Origin of the sequence: Veillonella nakazawae (assembly GCF_013393365.1) — a bacterium.
GTDB lineage: Bacteria > Bacillota > Negativicutes > Veillonellales > Veillonellaceae > Veillonella > Veillonella nakazawae.
Window position 1 is genome coordinate 492,647 of sequence record NZ_AP022321.1, and the last position, 25,214, is coordinate 517,860.

Genomic DNA, 25,214 nt, shown 5'->3' on the forward strand with positions numbered 1-25,214 from the left:
GATGAAGAAAGGGAGGAGATTATTGATGTCACATTATGTAGATCTAAATAGTGATTTAGGTGAAAGTTTTGGCAACTACACATTAGGCATGGATGGTGAAGTGTTAAATCACGTCACAAGTGCTAATGTTGCCTGTGGATGGCATGCTGGGGATCCTCTCATTATGGATGCTACAGTTCGCATGTGCAAGGAGAAGGGCGTAGCCGTAGGGGCTCATCCTGGGTATCCTGACTTAATGGGCTTTGGTCGTCGTGCAATGGCAGTGAACCCTGCAGAGGCAAAAGCGTATATGATATATCAAGTTGGTGCATTGCAAGCCTTCTGTGATAGCTATGGCGTTACATTGCAACATATGAAATTACACGGTGCTTTTTATAATACTGCATGTGTAACTCCTGCATTAGCAGATGCTGTACTAGATGGATTACAAGCGGTAAACCCTAATATTGCAGCTATGGTATTGAGCGGTAGCTATATTGCAAAAGAAGCACAATGCCGAGGCATTCCTGTTATTCAAGAGGTATTTGCTGATCGTGGTTATACTGACGAAGGTACATTGGTACCTCGTACAGAGCCGGGCGCTTTCATAAAAGACCCTCAAGAGGCTCTTGAACGAGTTCTCATGATGGTTACAGACGGCAAGGTTGTTACTAATACAGGAAATACTATTGATATTGTAGCTGACTCCGTATGCGTCCATGGCGATAACCCTGAAGCGATAGCTTTCACAAATTACATTCGTGAAGGCCTTACAAAAGCGGGTGTTACAGTGGCTAATTTTCAAAACCGTAAATAGTAAAACGGTCATTAGAAAATAAGCAATACATAGCAAATACGTAATACATAGTGAATACGTAATACATAGTGAATACGTAATAAATAGTAAATATGTAGTAAATATGTAGTAAATATGTAGTAAATAGTAAATACGTAATAGATCGTTAATAAATTATTGTGTGGAGGTTTTTATGAAACCAATTTCAGGTAAAGCAAGTCTATCTGTCCTCTTGGGGGCAGCTTTCTTGATGGCCACGTCCTCTATTGGGCCGGGCTTTATGTTACAAACGGCGGCGTTTACGAATGATTTAAAAGCAGACTTTGCGTTTGCCATCATTGTGTCTGTTATTTTTTCAATTATTGCACAGCTTAATGTGTGGACCATCATTGGTATATCTAAAATGCGTGGTCAAGATATTGCAAATAAAGTATTGCCAGGACTTGGCTATTTCGTAGCATTCTTGATTTCTCTTGGGGGCCTTGCGTTCAATATCGGTAACATTGGGGGCGCGTCTATGGGCCTAAATATTGTATTTGGTATTGATACAACGACTGCAGCGGCTATTAGTGGTATCCTTGGTATTCTATTGTTCGCCTCTCCAAAAATGGGGGGTGTACTAGACAACACAGCTAAAATTCTTGGTACTGTTATGCTAGTATTGATTGGCTATGTAGCATTCTCTACAAATCCGCCAGTGGCTGAAGCGGCTACTCATGCGGTGGCACCGACGCATTATCCATGGCTTGCAACTATTACCCTTATCGGTGGTACCGTAGGTGGTTACATTACATTCTCTGGCGGTCACCGCCTCATTGATGCGGGTATTACTGGTCAAGAACATTTGAAAGATGTACGTCGTGCAGCCTTCATGGGTATGTCCGTAGATGCAGTGGTTCGTATCTTGTTATTCTTAGCGGTTCTGGGCGTTGTGTCTATGGGCTATGCACTAGACCCTAAAGATCCAGCTGGTTCTGCATTCCTTCTTGGTGCTGGTGAAATCGGTCATAAATTATTCGGTATCGTGTTCTTCTGTGCAGCCTTAACATCTGTAGTAGGTGCAGCGTACACATCCGTGTCCTTCTTAAAAACATTGTTCAAAGTGGTAGAACGCAATGAGAAATTGACTATTATGACATTTATCTTCGTTTCTACATGTATTTTGATCTTCATTGGTAAACCAGCATCCTTGTTGATTTTGGCTGGCTCCGTAAACGGCTTAATCTTGCCGATTACATTGGCAGTAATGCTATTTGCTACTCATAAATCTGAAATCGTAGGGGACTACAAACATAATAAACTGTTATACTATACAGGATGGATTGTAGTACTTGTAACAGCTTACATCGGCGTTACATCCTTACAAGGCATTGCTAAATTACTTGGTTAATTTGATAATTATGAAAGTACCATTATTTTCGTTTGAAGGTAATGGTTCTTTCTGGTTTTAGGAAGGAGATACCTATGAAACCTATAATTTCACCTGTAGGGGATTGCGCTATCTCTATTGATTTTGGTCAAGTCATCGATCCAAAGATTAATCGACATATTCGTCAAACGATAGAGCGAATTCAAGAGCTGAATCTAGAGGGAATCATTGAATTAGTTCCTACCTATTGTGCATTGCTTTTGCAATATGATGCTATGATATACTCCTATGCAGAATTGTGTAACATCATTGAGCCTACATTGGAGCAGACTGTAACAGATAATGCTAATGAACTTGTTACCGTCGTGGAAATTCCTACCGTGTACGGTGGTGAGTTTGGTCCAGACCTTGGTTTTGTAGCCTCTCATAATAATCTAACTGAAGATGAGGTTCTAGCCATTCATAGTGGTACTGATTACTTGGTATATATGCTTGGCTTCATTCCTGGTTTTACTTATTTGGGCGGCATGGATCCACGCATTGCAACGCCTCGTTTGTCCTCACCAAGAACATTGATACCTGCAGGCTCTGTAGGCATTGCAGGGGAACAAACTGGCACGTATCCATCTGACTCTCCAGGAGGATGGCAAATCATTGGCCGTACACCGGTAACCATGTATGATATGTCTAAGGAACAAGCGGCGCTATTGAGTGTTGGCGACTATGTGCGCTATGTGCCGATAGATGAAGCGGAATATAATCGTATTAAAGCATTGGGGGCGGACTATGCGCCATCCATGTATGAAGTAGAGGTAGGTGAGTTGCGTGGCTATTAATGAGTTTAATAAATTATCTATCTACGTAAATGCACCTGGCATGTACACCACCATTCAAGATAAAGGTCGCGTTGGGTTCCAACAATATGGTATGCCTGTAGCAGGTCCTATGGATAGTGAAAGCTATCTGTTGGGGCAAGCGCTGGTAGGTAATGTAGAAACGGCAGGTGCCTTAGAGTGCACATTGTTGCCGCCTACACTCACCGTGAAAGGCACATGTATCGTTGCTTTCACAGGAGCCGACATGGAACCAACCATCAATAGTGTGCGAGTACCGAGATATATTCCATTTGTATGTCACGACGGCGATGTCATTTCCGGCGGTTTTAGCCAATGTGGCGTGCGCATGTACATTTCTTTCTCTGGAGGTATCGACGTGCCAAGAATCAACGGCAGTGTATCGACCCATACAAAGGCGAAAATTGGGGGACTAGAAGGTCGTCCGTTACAAAAAGGTGATGAACTTGGCATCAAAGCGTTTACCAGAGATGAAGTGCATGTCTGCGATTACCGTGGTGAAGGGCATACTCTATTCAATACCGCCTTATATAACCGTGGGGGCCGTGAATGTCATGAACCGTTACGCGTTGTATTAGGTGATCAGGCAAAACATTTCACCGAGAAGGGAATCAAGACCTTTAGTGATAACATCTATACACTGACTGTAGAATGTGACCGTATGGGTTTTCGCTTAGATGGTCCTGAAATTGAACACGTAGACAGTGCAGATATTATTTCTGATGGTGCCGTATTTGGTTCTATCCAAGTGCCTTCTAATGGTCATCCCATTGTCCTCATGGCAGATCGCCAAACAACAGGGGGCTATACAAAAATAGGCACTATCATTACCGCAGACCTACCACGGCTTAGCCAATTGCCGGTAGGGGATGGGATTAACTTTAATATCGTGTCTATTGACGAAGCGCAAGATATATACCGAGCGTATATAGAACGATTACAGAAACGTATCAAACTAGCACATGAACAAAGTGCTTATATATTTAAATTAAATAATGCCATATAAAAAAATAACGTCTAAAGAGATTATTCTTTAGACGTTATTTTTGTTTTGGGCTGCCTATTTATCTCCATTTAACTGAAATGCTAATTTATAAAAATTTAATGAAATATAGTACTGTAAAACAGGTGGGGTTATTAGAGTGTAGCTATATAAGGCGTTTTGACAATTATTTTTGTAATTTATCAATTATATTTATATGGGAAAAGTTAAAATGTGAGTTTAATTTCATCTTCTCTTCTAAATTATGGTATAAAATCACCCCAATTATTAGGTTTTATTTTATAAGGGGTTTAAAGAACTCCCATTATTGCTGTATTTGCAATAGCTATTCCAAAAATGAAATATTAGTGAAAAGGGGTTGCAAGCATATCGAAAAATTTGGTATACTCACTATATCGAAAAACTTAAAATTAAGATTATTTGTTATATAGAAGTTTGAGAGCTTTATAGTAGTTTAAAGGAGAAATGAATGAACAAGATTTTTAAAGTAGTTTGGAACAAATCCAAAAATTGCTACGTAGTAGTATCTGAATTCGCTAAGAATAATAGTGGTAAAAAGAAAATCGTAGTAGCTGGTATCTTTGCGGCATTGGCTATGACTAATGGTAATGTGGCATTTGCGGTAAACGAAGTTCCTCCTACTACTGGTGGTGCATCTGTCGCTTTTGGTAACGGTGCTACTGTTACAGGTACAAATGCAGTTGGTTTAGGTAAAAGTGCTAATGTTACAGGTGCCGATGCAGTTGGTATAGGCAACAGTGCTAGTGTTACAGGTGCAAATGCGGTTGGTATAGGTAAAGGTGCCAGTGTTACAGGTTTAAATGCAGTTGGTATAGGTACAGGTGCAACGTCTAATAAATTCAATGTTGTTGTAATCGGTACCGATGCAAATGCTGACAGTAACGATAGTATTGCTATTGGTAACGGAGCATATTCTACTAGTAGTGGTGCCGCATTAAGTACGGCCAGTGTTGCTGTTGGTTTGAAAGCATCTGCTAAGGGTAATACTACGATTGCGATTGGTACAAATGCAAAAGTAAAAAATAGTAAACAAGGGATTGCCATTGGTGGTGGTGCTGCTGATAATGACGGTGCTATTGTAGAGGGCGACCAAAGTATTGCTATCGGTGGTAATACATATGCTAAAGGTGACGCATCTATTGTTATTGGTGGCGATGATACAGATAATGCAAATAGTAGAACGGTTGATTACACAGATATTAGAACTGGTAATATTGTTTCTGCAAACTTACAAACAGCAGTGCAACAATTAACAGGTGTAAATTTAGGGAACCCTAGATGGACTACTGCAGATGCTGGTCATGCAAGTGTTACACTTGGTATGAAAGCTCACTCTGGTAATGCTAGTATTGCAATTGGTACAGCGGCTGATGCCAAGACTCGACTTTCAGGTACTACGGATGTAACAAATGCTGTTGCTATCGGTACTGGTGCGAAAGCAAACCGAGATAATTCTATTGCATTAGGCGGTGGCTCTACTACTGATTTAGCTGGTACAAAACAAACTAGCTATACATTGCCAAGTGGTGTAGTTGCTTCTTGGGAAGGTGGCAAAGATACTTTACCCGGTGACGTTGTATCCTTCGGTTCAAAAGGTTATGAACGTCAGTTGAAAAACGTAGCTCCTGGTGAGGTAAGTGCTACCTCTACCGACGCAATCAACGGTTCTCAGTTAGCTGCTATTGCAAACGAACTTTCACATAAATATGTATCGATTAATTCTAATGATACTCCTAATAAAGACAATACTGGTGCAAAAGCAAATAACTCCATTGCTATTGGTCCAAATGCATCTACAGATAAGGCTGCAACAAGCTCTCTAGCTATTGGTGATGGTGCTAATACAACAGGTCGATCTACAGTTGCATTGGGGTTATCAGCACAAGCTACATCGGCAAATGCTACAGCGGTAGGTGCTAACTCCATTGCGTCCGAGGATGATACTGTGGCAGTTGGTCATGGTGCTAAGGCAACAGATGGCAATGCCAGTGCTTTGGGGGCTGATGCGATAGCTTCCAATATTGAATCTACTGCAATTGGTCATGGTACTGCTGCATCTGGTGCATCCTCTACTGCATTGGGATCTAGGGCAAAGGCCGCTGGAACTGCAGGTGTTGGTATCGGTATGTTAGCCAATGCAACTAAAGATTATAGTATTGCTATTGGCGGAGAAAGCTCTTCCACTGCAGATAACAGTATTGCTATTGGTAGAAAAAGCTCAGTATCAGAGAATGATGGTATTGCTATCGGTACTAGATCTAACGCAAGTGCAGCTAAATCGATTGCTATTGGTGATGGTGCTAGTGCTACAACTGCTGATGGTGTTGCAATAGGTTCTAAGTCTGTTGCTAGTACTGCAGCTGGTGTAGCAGGTTATAATGCTAATACTGGTCGTACTGATACATATGCTAACTTAACTGGTGCAACGTTAACATCTACATTGGGTGGCGTTGCTGTTGGTACAACAGGTCAAACTCGTCAAATTAACTATGTAGCTGCTGGTACGGCTGATACAGATGCAGTCAACGTAGCACAATTGAAGAGTGTAAACCTTGCTTTCACAGGTGACACTGGTTCTGGTGACGTAAACCTTGCTAACAGTAAATTAGCTGTAAATGGTGACGATACATATATTACAACTACAGCTAATGGTAAGAAAATTACTATTGCTGGTAAAAAACAAGATATTACTGTAACTAATGGTGTTGCTTCTGCAACTGCAGGCATGGCAGATGCACAAAACGTAGCTGATGCAATTAATCAAGCAGTTGCTAATAGTTCTTCCAGTTGGAACTTATCTGCTAATGGTGAAGCGACAACAGCAACCGTTGAAAAAGGTAATAAAGTAGATTTCTCTGGCGATGATAATATTACAGTTGCTAGAAATGATAAAAATATCACTGTGTCCTTGAAGAAAGAGCTTACTGGCTTGAACAGTGCATCTTTTAACAATGCTGCGGGCAATCCAACTGTAAAAATTGATGGCGACAAAGGCATCAATGCCGGTGATATGAAAGTTACTAACGTAGCTGATGGTGTAGATGATAAAGATGCTGTCAATGTATCTCAATTGAAGAAAACAGACGATAAAGCAGAAGCTAACAAAACTGCAATTGCTCGTAAAATTTCCTTAGGTGGTAATAGTGGTTCTACTGCAGAGAAATCTTTGAGCGCAGGCGATGTAAAATTCAATGTTAAAGGTGCTGATGGTTTAACTACGGTTGCTTCTGGCGATGATGTAACTGTTAAACTTGATACAGATACTAAAAATAAAATCGATAACGCTGCTGACAAAGATTTGAGCAATTTGAATCCAGCAGGTGAGCAAAAGGTTAAAGATCTAGCTGCTTGGAAAGTGGTTGCTAACAGTGGTACTGCTGAAGATGTTAAAGGTGGCGACACTGTTAAGTTCATCGATGGTGATAACATCGAAATTACACAAGCTGGTAAAAACTTTACAATTGCTACAAAGAAAGATGTAACATTTGATAATATTACAGCTACTCAAGGTATCACAGCTCCAACTGTAACCGCTACAACAGGCGTGGTAACACCTCAAGTAACAGGCTTGACTAATAGAGATTGGACTCCAGGTCAAACACAACCAGTTGCTGGTCGTGCGGCTACAGAAGATCAATTGAAACAAGTTGATAATCAAGTAGCTACTAATAAACAAAATATTGCTGATAATAAAACAGCAATCGATAAAAATACAACAGCAATCGCTCGTAAAATCTCCTTAGGTGGTAACACTGGTACAACGAGTGAAAAATCTTTAAGCACAGCTGATGTGAAATTTAATGTGAAAGGCGATAATGGTCTTACTACTGTTGCTTCTGGTGACGATGTAACAGTTAAACTTGATGATACTACAAAAGCAAAAATCGATAACGCTGCTGACCAAGATTTGAGCAACTTGACTCCAGACGGTGAGAAAAAGGTTAAAGATTTAGCGGCTTGGAAGGTTGTTGCTAACAATGGTACTGCTGAAGATGTTAAAGGTGGCGACACTGTTAAGTACATCAATGGTGATAACATTGTTATTACACAATCTGGTAAAGACTTCACATTTGCTACTAAGCCAGATGTAACATTCAATACGGTAACGGCTAACGACACTATTACAGCTCCAAAAGTTAAAGCTACAACTGGTGTGGAAACGCCTCAAGTAACTGGTTTAACTAATAAAACTTGGGATCCAAATAACATTACATCTGGTCGTGCAGCAACTGAAGACCAATTGAAAGCTGTAGATGATCAAGTTAAAGCTAATAAAGACAATATCACTCAAAATGCTGGTGATATTGCAACAAACAAAACAAATATTGCTAAAAATGCTGGTGATATTGCTGATAACAAAACTGCTATCAATAAAAATGCTGGCGATATTGCAAACAATGCAAGAGAAATTGCTGCAAACAAAGATAAAATCGACCAAAATACAACAGCTATTGCTCGTAAAATCTCCTTAGGCAGTGATGATGGTGATACAGATGAAAAATCTTTGAGCACAGGTGATGTGAAGTTCAATATTAAAGGTGAAAATGGCATTACTACTGCAGCTAATGGCGTAGATGTAACTGTTAAATTGGACGATGCTACAAAAGATAAAATCAACAACGCAGCAAATAAAGACTTGAGCAACTTGACTCCAGCTGGTGAACAACAAGTTAAAGATTTAGCAGCTTGGAATGTAGTAGCTAACAACGGTACTGCGGAAAAGGTTCAAGGTGGCGATACAGTTAAATTCATCGATGGTGATAATGTTACCATTACACAAAATGGTAAAGAGTTCACTGTTGCCACAAAGAAAGATGTAACCTTCGATAACGTTACAGCAAACCAAAAAATTACAGCTCCAGAAGTGAGTGGTTTAACAAATACTACTTGGGTACCAGGTCAAACAACACCTGTATCTGGTCGTGCAGCCACTGAAGATCAATTGAAAGCCGTTGATGATCAAGTAACAGCAAATAAAGCTAACATCACTAAGAATGCTGATGCTATTAAAGCTAACAAAGATAATATTGCAGCAAATAAAGAACAAATTGATAAAAATACAACAGCTATTGCTCGTAAGATTTCCTTAGGTGGTAACACTGGTTCTACTGATGAAAAATCTTTGAGCACAGGCGATGTGAAATTCAATATTAAAGGGCAAAACGGTATCGTTACTGAAGCTAATGGTGATGATGTAACTGTTAAGTTAGATGATGATACTGCAAACAAAATCAACAACGCAGCAAATACTGATTTGAGCAACTTAACAGATGCTGGTAAACAACAAGTTAAAGATTTATCCGCATGGAATGTAGTGGCTAACAATGGTACTGCTGAAAAAGTTGAAGGTGGTAACACAGTTAAGTTCATCGATGGTGATAACATCTCCATTACTCAAAATGGTAAAGACTTCACAATTGCAACTAAGAAAGATGTAACATTCGATACTGTAACTGCTAATGACACAATTACAGCTCCAAAAGTAAAAGCAACTGATGGTGTAGAAACTCCAGAAGTAACAGGCTTGACTAATAAAACTTGGGTTCCAGGTAAAACACAACCTGTATCTGGTCGTGCGGCAACTGAAGATCAATTGAAAGCAGTTGATGATCAAGTAGCGGAAAATAAAACTAACATTGGTAAAAATGCTGATAATATTGCGAAAAACAAAGCTCAGATTGATAAAAACACAGAAGCAATCGGTCGTAAGATTTCCTTAGGTGGTAACACTGGTTCTACTGATAAAAAATCCTTGAGCACAGGCGATGTGAAATTTAACATCAAAGGCGAAAACGGCTTAACAACTGTAGCTGATGGTGAAGATGTAACTGTTAAAATCGATGATGCAACAAAAGCTAAAATCGATAATGCAGCAAACCAAGACTTGAGCAACTTAACAGATGCTGGTAAACAACAAGTTAAAGATTTATCTGCATGGAATGTAACTGCAGCTGGCGGTACTGTTGAAAAAGTACAAGGTGGAGATACTGTTAAATTCCAAGCTGGTGATAACCTTGAAGTTAAACAAGACGGTACTACTTTCACATATAGCCTAGCTAAAGACGTGAAAGGTCTTAACAGTGTAACTGTAGGTGATGAAAATGGTCCATCCACTAAGATCACTCCTGCTGGTACAACTGTAAAAGATGCAGCTGGTAACGCTACAACAGTTAATGGTGCAGGCATGACTATTAACCCTGCAAACGCTGCAGCTAGCCCTGTATCCCTTACTGTAGACGGCTTGAACAATGGTGGCAACCAAATTCATGGTGTAGCACCTGGTACAGCTGACACAGATGCAGTAAACGTTAGTCAATTGAAAGGCGCACAAGCAGGCTTACAAGAAGCTATTAATCGCGTAGGCGTTGAAACACAACGTGTTGGTGCTCATGCGGCAGCTATGGCAGCGTTGAAACCAATCCAATACGATCCATTGGAACCAACACAAATCATGGCTGGTATTGGTAACTACCGTGGTGAAACAGCTGGTGCAATCGGTCTTGCTCATTACAAAACTGAAGATACTATGTTCAATGTTGGTGTTACACTTGGTTCTAGCCATAACATGATTAATGCTGGTGTAACTCATAAATTTGGTGGTAGCCGTGATAGAAAAGATGCGATTCCAGAACGTTATAAAGCTGGTCCTATCAGCTCTATCTACGTAATGCAAGATGAAGTAAGTCACTTGCGTTCCCAAAATGAAGAGTATAAATCCAAGCTTGAACAACAACAATCTGAAATTGATGCGTTGAAAGCAGCAGTTAACCAATTATTGGCAAATAAAGCATAATCATATTGTACATATAGTTAGAACTATGTATATCCCGTGAATGGATATGTAAAACTAGAAAGAGCCTTCCTCGAAAGAGGAGGCTCTTTTTAGTATGAAAACAAAAATAGTTTATTAAAGCTATATCTGAAAAATAAAATAGTCTGAAAATTATAGTTTAATGATTAATAAAATAATCAATTAAACAGAATATACTGCATAAATGGTGCATATTTTAGAAAAAATGGACTACTTTTATAATACACTCTTTAATTTTGTCGTTCTCAATAAAACGTATAAAAATACTAAATACATGCAACTAATTAAGGTGAATTATAAATGAATTATGATGATACTGCGTGTTTAAGCATGCTCTATGCATAATTGAGATAATAGTAAATATCCAAAAAATACACTTTTAAATTGAGAAGATTAGATGAATTATGGTAAAATTAAAGATAGGTTTTATAAATGAAAGTCTGCGTAGCTTTCATTATTTCCAGACTGAGAGAAGTGTGGAACATATGATTCATATAGTTGAGGGTTAGTAATTTAGAAGAGGAAAACATATGAATAAAATATTTAAAGTAATTTGGTCTAAGTCCAAACAGTGCTATGTTGTAGTATCTGAAATGGCAAAAAATAAAACAGGGAAAAAGAAAATTGTAGTAGCAAGTATCTTAGCTGCCTTGGCAATGCAAGTTGGTGTAGTTGCAGATGTAACTGCAGCAGATAGACCGACTGGAACTATTGAGGGCGGTACTAAAATGTATTCAAACTTAACTAATGGTCTTGCTATCGGTAATGAATCCCAGTCCAACAGTAATCAATCTATTGCTATCGGTTACAGAGCAATAGCTAATTCACAATATGCTGATCCAGCTCAACCAGCTGTAGCTATTGGTGCTGGTGCTCATGCGACTGGCAGAGGTGGTGTATCCTTAGGCCTAATCGCGAATTCTAGTGTTCGTGGTACTGCTATTGGTAGTGCTACTCAGGCGACTGGCTTTGGCGCTTTTGCAGGTGGTACATATGCACAAGCAACTAATGCTGGCGATGTTGCTATTGGTGGCGCATCATCCGATCAATTTAATAATTATGCTGTTGCTTCTGGTGGGTATAGCGTAGCTATTGGTACTGCTGCTAAGGCAGATGGGGGTGCAGGTGTAAGTATTGGTTATAAGACAAATGCTAAAACATCTAATTCTCTAGCTGTTGGTTCTGAATCTCAAGCTACCGGTGAAGGTGCGGTAGCAGTAGGCAGAAAGAATACGTCTACAGGCGCGTCTTCAACAGTTTTAGGTATTTTATCTACAGCTAGTGCTACATCGGCTACTGCTGTTGGTATGCAAACTACTGCTACGGGAGAAAATTCCCTTGCGGTAGGTCATCTATCATCTGCAATAGGTAAAAATGGTGTTGCTGTAGGTACTAATAGAACTACGGCTGCGTTAGGCGGTGTTGCAGTTGGTCAAGCGGCTAAGTCTAATAAATTTAATAGTGTTGCTATGGGGATGAATGTAACGGCTGATGGTGATAATTCTGTAGCGTTAGGTGGTAGTGCTTCAGCAAATAGTGATGGAACTATTGCCATTGGTTCTTATGGATCTACTCCAACGAAAGCTACAGGCAATAAAGCTCTTGCAATCGGCGCTGCTACGACAGCTAATGGTTTAGAATCAATTGCCATAGGTAGTCGCGTTAACTCCACATCTCAACATTCTATTGCTATTGGTACTGGAGCTAATGCAAGTGCAGTTAAATCTGTTGCTATTGGTCCTGATTCTAGAGCTACCGTTGATGGTGGTGTTGCTTTAGGTCGAGATTCAGTTGCTAATGTAATAGGTGGTATTACTAATAAAGGTTATAATCCTAATACAAACCGTACAGATAATTATTCTGGTTTAACTGGCAATGTACTTACTAGTACAACTGGTGCCGTTTCTATTGGTAATGGTACTACTGTAACACGTCAACTTACAGGTCTTGCAGCGGGCACAAGAGATACAGATGCAGTTAACGTAGCCCAATTAAAGAGTGTTAACCTTGCATTCTCTGGTAATGTAAATACGGGCAATGTGAATATCGCAAATAGTACATTAGGACTTAAGGGCGATAATACATATATTACAACAGCTGCCAGCGGTCAAAACCTTACAATTTCTGGCAAAACACAAAATATTGATGTCACAAATGGTCAAGCTTCTGCAAATGCTACAGGCATGGCTGATTCTAAAAATGTAGCAGATGCTATCAATAAAGCTATTTCTGCCAATGCATATCATTGGAAATTAGCTGCTGAGAATACTTCTACAGCGCCTGAAGTAATCAATAAATCAGATACTGTAATCTTTGGTGGGGACAACAATATTACAGTAACGCGTAGTGGCAAAAAAATTACTACTTCTTTGAATAAGGCGATTACTGTAGATACTGTGAAAGCTAATAAAACCGTTACTGTTTCTTCTGGTGGTAACCAAATTACTCTAGATGGTACAAATGGTTCTGTAAAAGGTAGAAACTTTACTGGCGATTCATTTAAAGCCGGCGATAATGTATTGAGTAATACAACGCTTCAAATTGGTCCGACTACTGGTAGTAATAATGTGACCATAACTCGTGATGGTTTAACTGCAAAAACTGCTACGAAAACTGTTAAGTTTGGTACCGATGGTATTAGTGCAGGGGGACAGCAAATTACCAACGTTTCTAGCGGTGGTAATATAGGTACTAATGCAGCTAATATTACAGATGTAAAGAATGCTGTAGATGCTGTTACATTAAAACTAGATACAAATTCTAAAACTGGCAGTGTTAAGCTTAGTGAAAGTCCACTTAAAGTAATCGGTGCTAATGGTATTAGAACTGATTTATTGGGTACGAATAATGGTAGTCTTGTTGTTGGTCTAGACAAGAATACGGTAAATGCTACGACTAAAGGTATTGGTTTAACCGGTGATACAGGAACTACAGGTCTTAAGTATCTTAAAGATGGTGACGCAACCTTTAAAGTGGCTGGTGATGGCGATCTAGTTACTACTAAGGCTTCTGCTACAGGTGTACAAGTAGCTGTTGATGCAGCAAAAGTAAAAGACTTAGCTGTAGACGCAGTAACTGTTAGCAAGGCTAATACGGCAGATAATCCTATTACAATTACACCAACAGCAGGTACAAATACTAAGGACTATGCTATTGGTATCGATACTATAAAATTAGCTAATCAAACACAATTGACATACAAAGCTAATGGTGCCAATGCAAATAAAGTATCCTTGGCGAATGGATTAAACTTTACAGATGGTACTTTTACAAAAGCTACGGTAGGTACAAATGGTACTGTAACTATTTCTACTGCCACTGAAACTATTACTAATGACGCTGATGGTAAAGCTAAAGTAAATAGCCCTACAGATGGGTTAGCGACTGCTAAAAATGTAGCAGATTCTATCAATAAAGCAGTAGATGGTTTATCTCAAAACCTTACTGTTTCTGATGGCACTACAGATGGTGCTGTTAACCTTAAAAATCAAAAGCTTACTGTTTCCGGTACTAATGGTGTAACTACAACTGTAAATGGCCAAACTGTTACAGTAGGTCTTGATACAACTACAAAAACTAAAGTAGATGATGCTTCTACAGCAATAGCTCGTAATATCTCTCTTGGTGCAGATAGCGGCACAGCATCTAGCCAATCCTTAAAAGATGGTGATGTGGCATTCAATGTAAAAGCTGCGACAGGTGACTTAGTATCTACGAAGATGAATGGCAACACTGTTGAAATTTCCACTAAGCGTGCAGCTATTACTAGCGATGCCAATACAGGTGCAGCATCTGTAACAGGTGATGATGGCTTAGCAACATCTAAAAATGTAGCCGATGCTATCAATAAAGCAGCTGATGCAGCTAAAGCTGGTGCGGCATGGAATCTTACAACAAATTCCAGCACAACTGATAAAACAACTGTACAAGGTGGGGACACAGTAGATCTTATTAATGGCGATAATATTTTAATCACTCAAGATGGTACAGATAAAAAGAAAATTACTGTAGCCACAAAGAAAGATCTTACAGTAGATTCTATTACTGCTGGTAACACAGTAATGAATACATCTGGTTTAACAAATGGTACGACTGCAATTACAGGTACTGGTATCACAACAGATAAAGTAACTGTAGGCGGTATCTCTATTGATAAAACTGATGGTATCAACGGAGGTAACAAAACAATTACTAATGTTGCTAGTGGCGGTACAACTGATACTAATGCAGCAAATATTGGTGATGTTAAGCAAGCTGTTGCTAACTTGTCTCAAAATTTAAATATTACAGATGGCACTAATAACGGTACTATTGATCTTAAAAACCAAAAACTTAATGTGGCTGGTACAAATGGTGTGACAGCGACTGTAAATAATCAAACGATTACTGTTGGTTTAGATACAGATACTAAAACTAAAGTAGATAACTCTTCCGTTGCAGTTGCTCGTAATATTTCTCTTGGTGCAGATAGTGGTACAGCATCTAGTCAATCCTTAAAAGATGGTGATGTAGCATTCAATGTGAAAGGTGCCACTGGTGATTTCATTTCTACGAAGATGAATGGCGACACTGTAGAAGTTTCTACAAAACGTTCCACTATCAACAGCGATGCTGCAGGCACTGCTTCTGTTACAGGTGATGATGGCTTAGCAACTGCTAAGAACGTGGCCGATGCTATTAACAAAGCGGCTAGCCAAGCTAAAGATGGTGCAGCATGGAAACTATCTGCTAATGGTGATACACCGACTACTGTAGCCGGTGGTGATACTGTAGACTTTACTGGTGATAATAATATTACAGTTACACAAACTGGCAAAAATATCGCTACCACATTAAATAAAGATCTTAAGAAATTAAACTCTATTTCTCTTGAAAATGGTGTGGGTGAGACAATCAAGTTTGATGCAATTAATGCTAGCGGTAAGTTTGGTGATCCAGCTGTAGGTAATTATACACAAATTGACCGTGATGGTATTAGAATCAATAATGGTATTGATGTAAATCAACTGAATACAGCAAATACTTATTTAGACGTTGGTACTTTATCTTTACAAGCCGGACCTAATAGCAGCTCTCTTGATTCTAAAAATCTCATATTTAATGATGAAGATGGGAATTTTGCTCAAGGTAGTGCTCAAGGCATGGCATTCCAAAGTGCAGCAGGTAAAATGGTTCAGTTTAGTCTTGATGAAATCAATGCTGGTGGCAATAAGATTCAAGAGGTTGCTGAAGGTACAGCTGATACTGATGCGGTAAACGTAAAACAGTTGAAAGATACTGTAGCAAGCCAAACGTTAACATATCGCGCTAATAGCGCAGCTGATACAGATGCTAAGTCCGTTAAATTATCTAAAGGCTTAGACTTTGTAGATGGTACAATGACAAAAGCTACTGTAGATAATGATGGTAAGGTAACATTTGATATTAACGATGATACTAAGACCAAGATCAATGATGCTACAGCGGCTGTGAGCCGTAAAGTGTCCCTTGGTGCAGATAGTGGCACAACCTCTAGCCAATCTTTAAAAGATGGTGATGTAGCATTCAATGTAAAAGGTGCTACTGGTGATTTCATTTCTACGAAGATGAATGGTGATACTGTAGAGGTGTCTACAAAACGTGCTACTATCGATAGCAATGCCACTACAGGTGCAGCATCTGTCACAGGTGATGATGGCTTAGCAACAGCTAAAAATGTAGCAGATGCTATCAACAAGGCTGCAAAAGCAAGCACTGATGCAATCAATTTAAAATTTGCTGGCGATACTAATACATCTGCCGGTGTAGTAAATCTTAAAGATGATACATTTGGTATCAAAGGTGACGGTAAATACGTAACAACTGATGCAGATGGTAAAAACTTAACTGTAAAAGTATCCGAAGCAGAGGTTAAGAAATCTGCTGTAAGTGCAGTTACAGTAAGTACTGATACAACTGATGCGGATAATCCGTTGACTGTTACAGGTACTCCAAGTGCAGATGGTACAACTAAGGATTACAAGGTAACTATTGACGGTACTAAAGTTGCTGCGAAGACTAAATTGTCTTATAAAGCAAATGATGGTACAGCTAAACAAGTATCCTTGGCTGATGGCTTGAACTTTAAAGATGGCACGTTAACAACTGCTACTATCGATGATGCAGGCGTTGTTAAATATGATGTAAAAACAGCGGCTATTACAGCTGGTACAGATGGCACTATTACAGGCCCGTCTACTGATGGTGTGGCAACAGCTAAGAATGTAGCAGATGCTATTAATGCCGCTAAAAAAGCATCCAAAACAGAAATTACTGCTAATGATGATGAAGCGGCTAACGCAACAACTGGTAATGTAAAATTAACGTCTACAACTGCTGCGGATGGTCATACAATTTACAATGTAAAACTTAATGATACATTGACATTTGGTACTGGTGCTAATGCCATTGTTATTGATGGTACTGCTGGTAAGGCTACTATTGGTAGTGCAGCTATCGATGGTGTAAATAATACAATTACAACAGGTGGTAATAAGGCGGTAACGTTAGATGGCACTACTGGTACTATTACAGGTAAAGCTGCTAATATTGGTGGCGTCACAGTAGATGGTACAAATAACCATGTAACAGGTCTTGCTAATACGACTTGGGATGGCAATGCTGTATCTGGCCGTGCTGCTACTGAGGATCAATTGAAAGTAGTAGCTGATGCTGCAGCTAACCAAACATGGCAAATTACAGCCGATAAGGATGCTACTACATCTGGTAAACAAACTGGTACTAAATCAGATGCCAAAGTAGGTAAAGACGCAAAGGTTACTATGATTGCTGGTGAAAATATCACAATCAACCAAAATGGGCGTGACTTCACATATTCCTTGAATAAAGACCTTGTGAACATGAACTCTGCAAGATTCAATGGTACCGGTAATAACACAACGGTTATCAATGGTGATTCTATTACACAAACTGCGGGTACTCAAACCAATACATCTACTGCAGCTGGTAATACAGTAGCAGATGGTACTAAGTCTACAGCAACAACTGCAGATGGTACTAAGATTACGGATGGTACAAAAACAAATACTTCTACAGCAGATAGTACAGTTATCGATGATGGCAATGGTAATAATACAGCTCTTACTAAAGATGGTGTAACTATTACTGCAGCTGGTAAGGATCCAGTATCCTTAACTAAAGATGGTCTCAATAATGGTGGCAATAAGATTTCTAATATTGCAGATGGTACAGATGATACCGATGCTGTCAATGTACGTCAATTAGAGTCTAAGTCTAAGGCATCTAAAACAGAATTGACTGCTAATGGTGGTGAAAGTGCTGGTAGTACTACAGGCAATATTGTATTGACTAAAACTACTGCCGCTGATGGACATATCATTTACGATAACAAGTTGAATGATAAGGTTACATTGGGTACAGATCCAAGTAAGGCTGTTACTGTAGATGGTACAACTGGTACTATTAAAGCCGGTAAAGATGGTAATGCTGTAGCAATTAATGGCACAGATGGTACTATTAAAGCTGGTGATGGTGCTAATGCGGTTGCTATCGATGGCAAAAATGGTTCTGTAAAAGCTGGCGATAAGATTGCTCTTGATGGTAAGGATGGCAAGGCTACAATTGGTACTGTAGGCATCGATGGTAAAGATGGCATTATTACTACAGGTGGTAATAATCCTGTTGCAGTAAATGGCAAAGATGGTGTTGTTACAGGATTAACTAACAAAACTTGGGATCCAAATAATATTGCATCTGGCCGTGCTGCTACGGAAGATCAAGTTAAATCCGCCGTTGAAAATGCTGGATGGAATGCAACTATTGGTACAGAAGGCTCTGGTATTAACAGCACACCAACTGCAACAGCTGAAAAAGTAAAAACTGATGAAACAGTTACTTTCAAAGCGGGCAATAATATGATGGTTAGCCAAGTAGGTAAAACAATTAGTTATGCAGTAAACCCTGAACTGAAGGATATGAAGTCTGCTACATTTAAAGATGCAGCAGGTAACACAACTGTTACAGATGGTAATGGCATAACAATTACACCAGGCAGTGCAAATCCTAATAATCCAAATGCAGGTACTATTTCCTTGACTAAGGATGGCCTTAATAATGGTAATAACCAACTTAAAGGTATTGCACCTGGTACAGATGATACTGATGCAGTTAATGTTAGTCAGTTGAAAGCATCTAATGCTAGAATCGGCGATGCTATTGGTCAAGTAGCAGGTGAGGTACAACGCGTAGGTGCGCATGCAGCAGCAATGGCAGCGTTGAAACCAATTCAATATGACCCATTGGAACCAACTCAAGTGATGGCTGGTGTTGGTAACTATCGCGGTGAAACAGCAGCGGCCTTAGGTCTTGCACATTATACAAATGAAGATACAATGTTCAACGTTGGTGTATCTCTTGGTGCAAACCGCAACATGGTCAATGCAGGTGTAACTCACAAATTTGGCTCTAGCCCAGAAAAGAAAAATATTCCTGATCGTTACAAAGCAGGCCCTATTAGCTCTGTGTATGTAATGCAAGATGAAGTATCTAGTCTCAAAAAAGAAAATAGTGAACAAAAAACTGTTATCGCAGATCAAGCGGCTCGTCTCAATACGTTGGAAGCTGAAAATGAGCGTCAACGTCAAGAACTAGCTGAAACTAAACAAGGCTTAGAAGACTTGCGTGCAGCAGTTAGTCAATTATTGGCATCCAAAGGTTGATAGTTGATAATTAATTTCATAAAATAGACTGATATAATATTTTCTGAAAATTAAAAGAACCTCTTATATGTTGGAATACCTGGTAGGGTATATTCAGACACTATAAGAGGTTCTTTTGCAAATTTGATATAAATTATTAAATAAAATTATTATATATGAATGACTTTTCATATATTGTTGTGATATAATACAGAAGATATTGGGGCTAATAGATAGCTCAATCTTATACGATCTTGCATGAATAGGAGTTACTATGTTAGACCGCATACAACGATGGTTGTCCATTGATGCTATGTTGCCCGCTACAGAACGATTAGGTCCTGTAGGTACAACAAAGCAGATGTATGGCAATTATTTGAAAATAGCTTGGCCTGCTACATTACAAGGTTTGATGCTACAGTTTATGACAGCTATTGATTTAGCCATGGTAGGGGCCCTCGGTGCCTCCGCACTTGCCTCAGTTGGTATTATGGGGCAGCCAGAGATGGTGATGCTTATATTCTGTCGTGCCCTGTCGATTGCGGTAACGGCTATTATAGCTCGCCGACACGGTGAAAGTGAAGTTGATGGTATGAATGCTGTTCTTAAGCAGTCCATACTATTGAATTTCTTGATTTATGCACCTTTATTGGCAATATGTTTCTTTAATTTAGAGCATATCTTACGCTTTACAGGTGCTGAAGACGGTTATATAGAAACGGCTGTCTGGTATGGTCGTTTTGTTGTCATTAGTCTAATATTTCAATCCTTTAGTCAAATTGTAGGGGCCGCCCTTATTGGGTATGGCAATACTAAGGTTATTTTTAAGTCCAATGTAGTAGGTAATATTTTAAATACTATAATGAACTTCTTCTTGATTTATGGTATTGGATTCTTTCCTGAACTCGGTGTCATGGGCGCCGGTGTTTCGACAATGATTAGTAGTGCCGTTATTGCTCTATTATTACTGCGTACGATTTCACAACATACTACTACAGGATTAACCTTGCGACATCCTTCAAAGTGGAAGTTTGAACGAACCGTTTTGCATACTATGTTCCACGTAGGCGGTAGCTCATTAGGGGAACAGTTTTTTGAACGATTTGGTATGTATACGTACACAATGATCGTTGCATCCTTAGGGGCGGTACCATTAGCAGCACACTATGTGTGTATGAATTTGATGGATATATTCTATTACTTTGCTATGGGACTTGGCTTTGCAGGGGCATCTCATACGGGACAGAGTCTTGGTCATAAACGACCAGATATTGCGAATTTGTATGGTAAAATTGGGGCTCGTATTGGTTTCGTAGTAGGTCTCGTAAGTGCACTCATATTTATTGGTCCTGGTGATTTATTGGTACAGTTATATACACGTGAAAGTGAAGTCGTTACGTTAGCTGGTGCCTTAATGGGGCTTATGGCCATTGCGGCCTTTCCTCAAGCTTTACAGCAAGTATATTCCGGTGTACTAAAAGGAGCGGGGGATACATATTATATTATGAAATATTCCCTTGTTAGTGTAGCTATTATACGACCTATTATTACGTATCTATTGTGTATTACATTTGGCTTAGGCCTTTTAGGCGCATGGTTATCGTTGTGCTTCGATCAGTCTTTACGATTATGTTGTTCCTATTTCCGATTTGTTCGAGGTACATGGCAGCATAAAATTGTTTAATCTTACTGATTAGTATTCAAAATATTAATTTTGAATATCATTTATGCGATGAATTTTCATATAAAATCTAAAGTTTAAATTGTTCGATATATAGCTTTGATATAGATAGAATCTACAATGTTTTATTTAGGATTACTAGCTATATTGAAAAAAATAGAATAATTTATGAAAAGTTTATGAAAAACTTCTTGCCTATTCAATTTATTTGATGTACAATACCAAATGTGGAAAAAATGACACATTGGGGAATGTGTTATCGGACCTGAAATCCATGATTTCGTGTATATATGTAAGGGATATATATAAGAAACAAGTGAAAACCGCCTTAGTTTTACTAAGGCGGTTTTTACTTTTATTTGTTCGCTTAATTTTAAAGATAGGCTAAGATAAATATAAGATATATCTTAAAAGAATAAAGGGGAGGATCATTAGTTTTGATAATTAGCCCCTTAATATTCCTAATATTATAAAGATAATTGTATTTTTGAATTTGAAAGAAATAACAACTGAATATAGATAAAATTCGAAATTCTCATGGTAAATTCATAAAAGATATTGAAATTTATCGAAAAGTTGTGTAAAATGAAAGTATATTATTACCAAGGCCCTGTGTATTGTTGTGGGCTATTTTTGGAGGGAATTATAATGAACAAAAAATTATTAGCTTTATTGGCAGTTGCTGCTGTAGGCGTATCCGTAGCTGGCGCAACTCCACAAACTCAATTCAACAAAGGCGAATTCCAAGTTGATCTTGGTGCAGCTCATTCTAAAGCAAAAACTGAACATTTCAATGCTGATGCAAAATGGAACTTTGATGGTGGTTTGACATACGCTTTGTCTGACAAAACTGCTATTCAATATGGTTACCATGGTTTGAACGACAAATTGGGTGGCATTGGCTATAGCGACAAAATGCACGAAGTAAACTTGGTTCAATCCTTGAACAAAAACTTCGCTGTATATGGTGGCTATGCTCATATTTCTGGCGATGACTTCGCTAAAGCTAACAACATTGCACAAGCAGGTGTAATTGGTAAAGCTAACCTTGGCTCTAAAGTAGAAGTTTATGGTAAAGCTGGTGTAGGTACTAAGAAAACTTCCACTTGGGAAGCTGGTTTAGGCTACAAAGTGAACGAAGACTTGGATATTAACGCTGGTTACCGTTATATCAACACAAAACATGCAGATAATGAAAATATCTCCTTCCAAGGTCCTGTAGTTGGCTTGTCCTACCGTTTTGGTGGTCACAAAACAGTAGCTCCTGTAGCAACTCCAGCTCCAGCTCCTGTATACACTCCAGCTCCAGCTCCTGTAGTAGAAGCTCCTGTATACAAAACTCCTAAATTGGATTACTATGTACAATCTATCTACTTCGATTCCGACCAAGATGTAGCTCGTGCAGACCAATATCCAAACTTGACAGCTGCTGTAAACGCTGCTAACCAATACTCTCAAGATCAAATCAAATTGTTGGGTAATGCTGATACTGATGCAACTCCTCAATACAATGTTGGCTTGTCCGAACGCCGCGTACAATACGTAGCTCAATACTTAGTAAACAACGGCGTATCTGCTGATCGTTTCATCGGTATCGCTAATGGCGACACTAAACCAGTGGCAACTAACTCTACTGCAGCAGGTAAAGCTGAAAACCGTCGTGTAGACGTTTACATTCACCGCTAATCTTCAATCTAATTTAGATTAGACATATAATAAGTCCACCTTCTATCATGCTCTCGTGTTCATCGGGGGACCGAGCATGTGATAAGGTGGACTTTTGTGTTATACTAAACTTGCATACAATCGTAGGTCATACAATGTTCATTAAGTTTTGGTAATGTATGCATTGTGAGTATAGTAAAGTAGGTTATATATGAAACGATTTAAATATTACAAACCGCTTATAGGGGCCATTATATTGGCTGGCGTTATGATCATGATGGCGCTCCGTATTAGCGATATAGCCAATGCTATTGATGCCATTATTACTGCTTTTGTTCCACTTATAGTAGGTGCTTGTATCGCATTTGTCCTCGATATTCTCGTTGTGCGTTATGAACGCTGGCTGTGGCCTAAGAGTAAAACTGGTTGGAAAGATAAAATTAGACGACCTTTAAGTCTTGTATTATCCTTTGTTACTATCAGTGCTATCGTGTATTTCATTGCTCGCATGGCGATTCCACAATTGATTCATTCCATGTCGATTATCGTATCTTCTTCGCCGCAGTTGTATACAGATTTCCAAACATGGATGCAACACTTTACAGAAACCATTCCAATGGCCTCCAATCAAACTCTTATGGATACCTTGAGTGGTGAAAGTATTGTTAAATATACTCGCGAGTGGGGCACAAAGGGAGGTACATACCTAGTTAATGCGATGGGGACAGCCTTATCTTGGACTTTGAATATAGGTTTAGGTTTAATCTTTGCCATTTATATGTTGCTCGATAAAGAGCGACTTATGATGCAAGGCAAACGTATTTTACGAGCTTATGCATCCGATGAGTGGGTAAATCGCGTTAGTTATGTCACACGTGTTGCTGTTCAAACCTTCAGTAACTTCTTTGTAGGCCAGTTCATAGATGCCTTGATTTTAGGCATTATGGTTGGTATTTCACTATGGGCATTTAATATTGAATATGCCACTACGATTGCCTGTGTTATTGGCCTTACTGCATTAATTCCATTGTTAGGTATTTATGTGGGTGGCGTTATAGGCGCAGTTATCTTGCTCACTGTTAGCCCTATGGATGCATTAATTTATGTGATTATATTAGAGGTGCTTCATCAAATTGAAAGCAACTTTATTTATCCTAAGATCGTAGGTAATTCCGTTGGCTTGCCTGGTTTGTGGGTGTTTGCAGCTGTTATCGTTGGTGGTAGTTTAATGGGGGTCACTGGCATGTTGATTGGCGTACCTTTGGTGGCAACATGTTACAAATTGCTTATGACTGATGTAAACGATCGACTTGCATCGAATGAAGGTTTATAGTATATTGTCTAAATAATATATCTATTTATGTATGTTTTGTGTGCTGTTGCATATAGCACGAAATTATAGTAATTCTAGTATACGGATGGCTTTTACCATAGGTGAAAGCATTGTATATAGTAGGAGGATATGTAATGAATAAAAAGTTGATTTCTATGGCATTAACTGGTGTATTGGCAGTTGGCGTATTGTCCGTTGCTACACCTAGTGTGGCAGATGCACGTAAAACAAAACCAGAAACAAGTACTGATATTTCTGTACAACGTGCGCCAGGGGAATCCATGGTTATGACTATGAGTAAAATTGGTACTATTTTCCAAAACCGTTTTCCTAATGCAGCACTTCATTCTGTAGAGCTTAACTCTAATGATTTGAACTATGGTTACAAAGTAGTAGGCTATAGTAAATATCATCAATATAAGATGAAAATCGACGTTATCACTGGTAATACTTCTGATATGGATGAAGGTGGCAAACCTAAGAAAGTTATCGGTGAAATCTTCAATAAAGATAAAGTTATCGAAGCAGCTCAAGCTGAGCGCGTTGCAAAACAACAACTTGGTGCTGATGCAGTCGTAAAAGGCTGGAAAATTGAAGCGCATGAAGGCAAGATCCTATACTATATGACAATGCATCAAGATGGTAAAAAGACTGTAGTTACTGTAGATGCTGAAACAGGGGCTTATGTAGGTCAATCTAAATCTAGTAAATTACCTCCTGAACCAGATCAAGGTTTCGACGGTCGTAAAACAAATATTATTTGGGATAACACCATTGATATGGGTCGTTAATCTATTTAGCGATATTATAAATAAAGAGCTGAAGATAAAATCTTCAGCTCTTTATTTTATATAATGGGGGTTATAGGACAAAAAGTGTTGCTATTAATGCCGATGGAACTAGTTAAATACTAGCTCCATCGGCATTTTATCTTTTTGAGTAACTTTTACATATAGGACAAAAAGTGTTGCTAAAAAGTCTGAAACTCCTTGATTTTACTGACTCA

At 38.9% G+C, this 25,214-nt stretch carries 10 protein-coding genes; all 10 read left to right on the plus strand.

Translation table 11 applies throughout. From position 1 onward, the window contains the following. Positions 1-25: 25 nt before the first annotated feature. The 10 genes from VEIT17_RS02190 (at position 26) to VEIT17_RS02235 (ending at position 24,999) form a co-directional block, all read left to right on the plus strand. A complete protein-coding gene (locus VEIT17_RS02190; RefSeq protein ID WP_178884561.1) occupies positions 26-796 on the plus strand; it encodes a LamB/YcsF family protein in 771 nt (256 codons plus the stop codon). A 172-nt stretch (positions 797-968) separates the two neighbouring features. Continuing rightward, the gene (locus VEIT17_RS02195; protein ID WP_105090248.1) at positions 969-2,165 is read left to right on the plus strand and encodes an NRAMP family divalent metal transporter; all 1,197 of its coding nucleotides are present in this window, start codon (positions 969-971) and stop codon (positions 2,163-2,165) included. A gap of 74 nt (positions 2,166-2,239) precedes the next feature. Further along, positions 2,240-2,980, plus strand: coding sequence for a 5-oxoprolinase subunit PxpB (gene pxpB / locus VEIT17_RS02200; RefSeq protein ID WP_178884563.1), 741 nt, complete (start codon positions 2,240-2,242; stop codon positions 2,978-2,980). After that, on the plus strand, positions 2,961-4,004 hold the full coding sequence (locus VEIT17_RS02205) for a 5-oxoprolinase subunit C family protein (protein WP_420031274.1): 1,044 nt from the start codon (positions 2,961-2,963) through the stop codon (positions 4,002-4,004). Before pxpB ends, VEIT17_RS02205 begins: the two co-directional genes overlap by 20 nt. A 466-nt stretch (positions 4,005-4,470) precedes the next feature. Next, positions 4,471-10,815, plus strand: coding sequence for an ESPR-type extended signal peptide-containing protein (locus VEIT17_RS02210; RefSeq protein WP_178884567.1), 6,345 nt, complete (start codon positions 4,471-4,473; stop codon positions 10,813-10,815). A 548-nt stretch (positions 10,816-11,363) separates the two neighbouring features. Beyond that, positions 11,364-19,550, plus strand: coding sequence for a YadA-like family protein (locus VEIT17_RS02215; protein WP_178884569.1), 8,187 nt, complete (start codon positions 11,364-11,366; stop codon positions 19,548-19,550). Between the two features lie 253 nt (positions 19,551-19,803). After that, complete coding sequence (locus VEIT17_RS02220) at positions 19,804-21,213, plus strand: MATE family efflux transporter (RefSeq protein ID WP_178884571.1); 1,410 nt, start codon at positions 19,804-19,806, stop codon at positions 21,211-21,213. Positions 21,214-21,858: 645 nt separating this feature from the next. After that, positions 21,859-22,896, plus strand: coding sequence for an OmpA family protein (locus VEIT17_RS02225; protein WP_178884573.1), 1,038 nt, complete (start codon positions 21,859-21,861; stop codon positions 22,894-22,896). A gap of 190 nt (positions 22,897-23,086) precedes the next feature. After that, the gene (locus VEIT17_RS02230; protein WP_178884575.1) at positions 23,087-24,208 is read left to right on the plus strand and encodes an AI-2E family transporter; all 1,122 of its coding nucleotides are present in this window, start codon (positions 23,087-23,089) and stop codon (positions 24,206-24,208) included. A 134-nt stretch (positions 24,209-24,342) separates the two neighbouring features. Next, on the plus strand, positions 24,343-24,999 hold the full coding sequence (locus tag VEIT17_RS02235; protein ID WP_024065438.1) for a hypothetical protein: 657 nt from the start codon (positions 24,343-24,345) through the stop codon (positions 24,997-24,999). Positions 25,000-25,214: the final 215 nt, after the last annotated feature.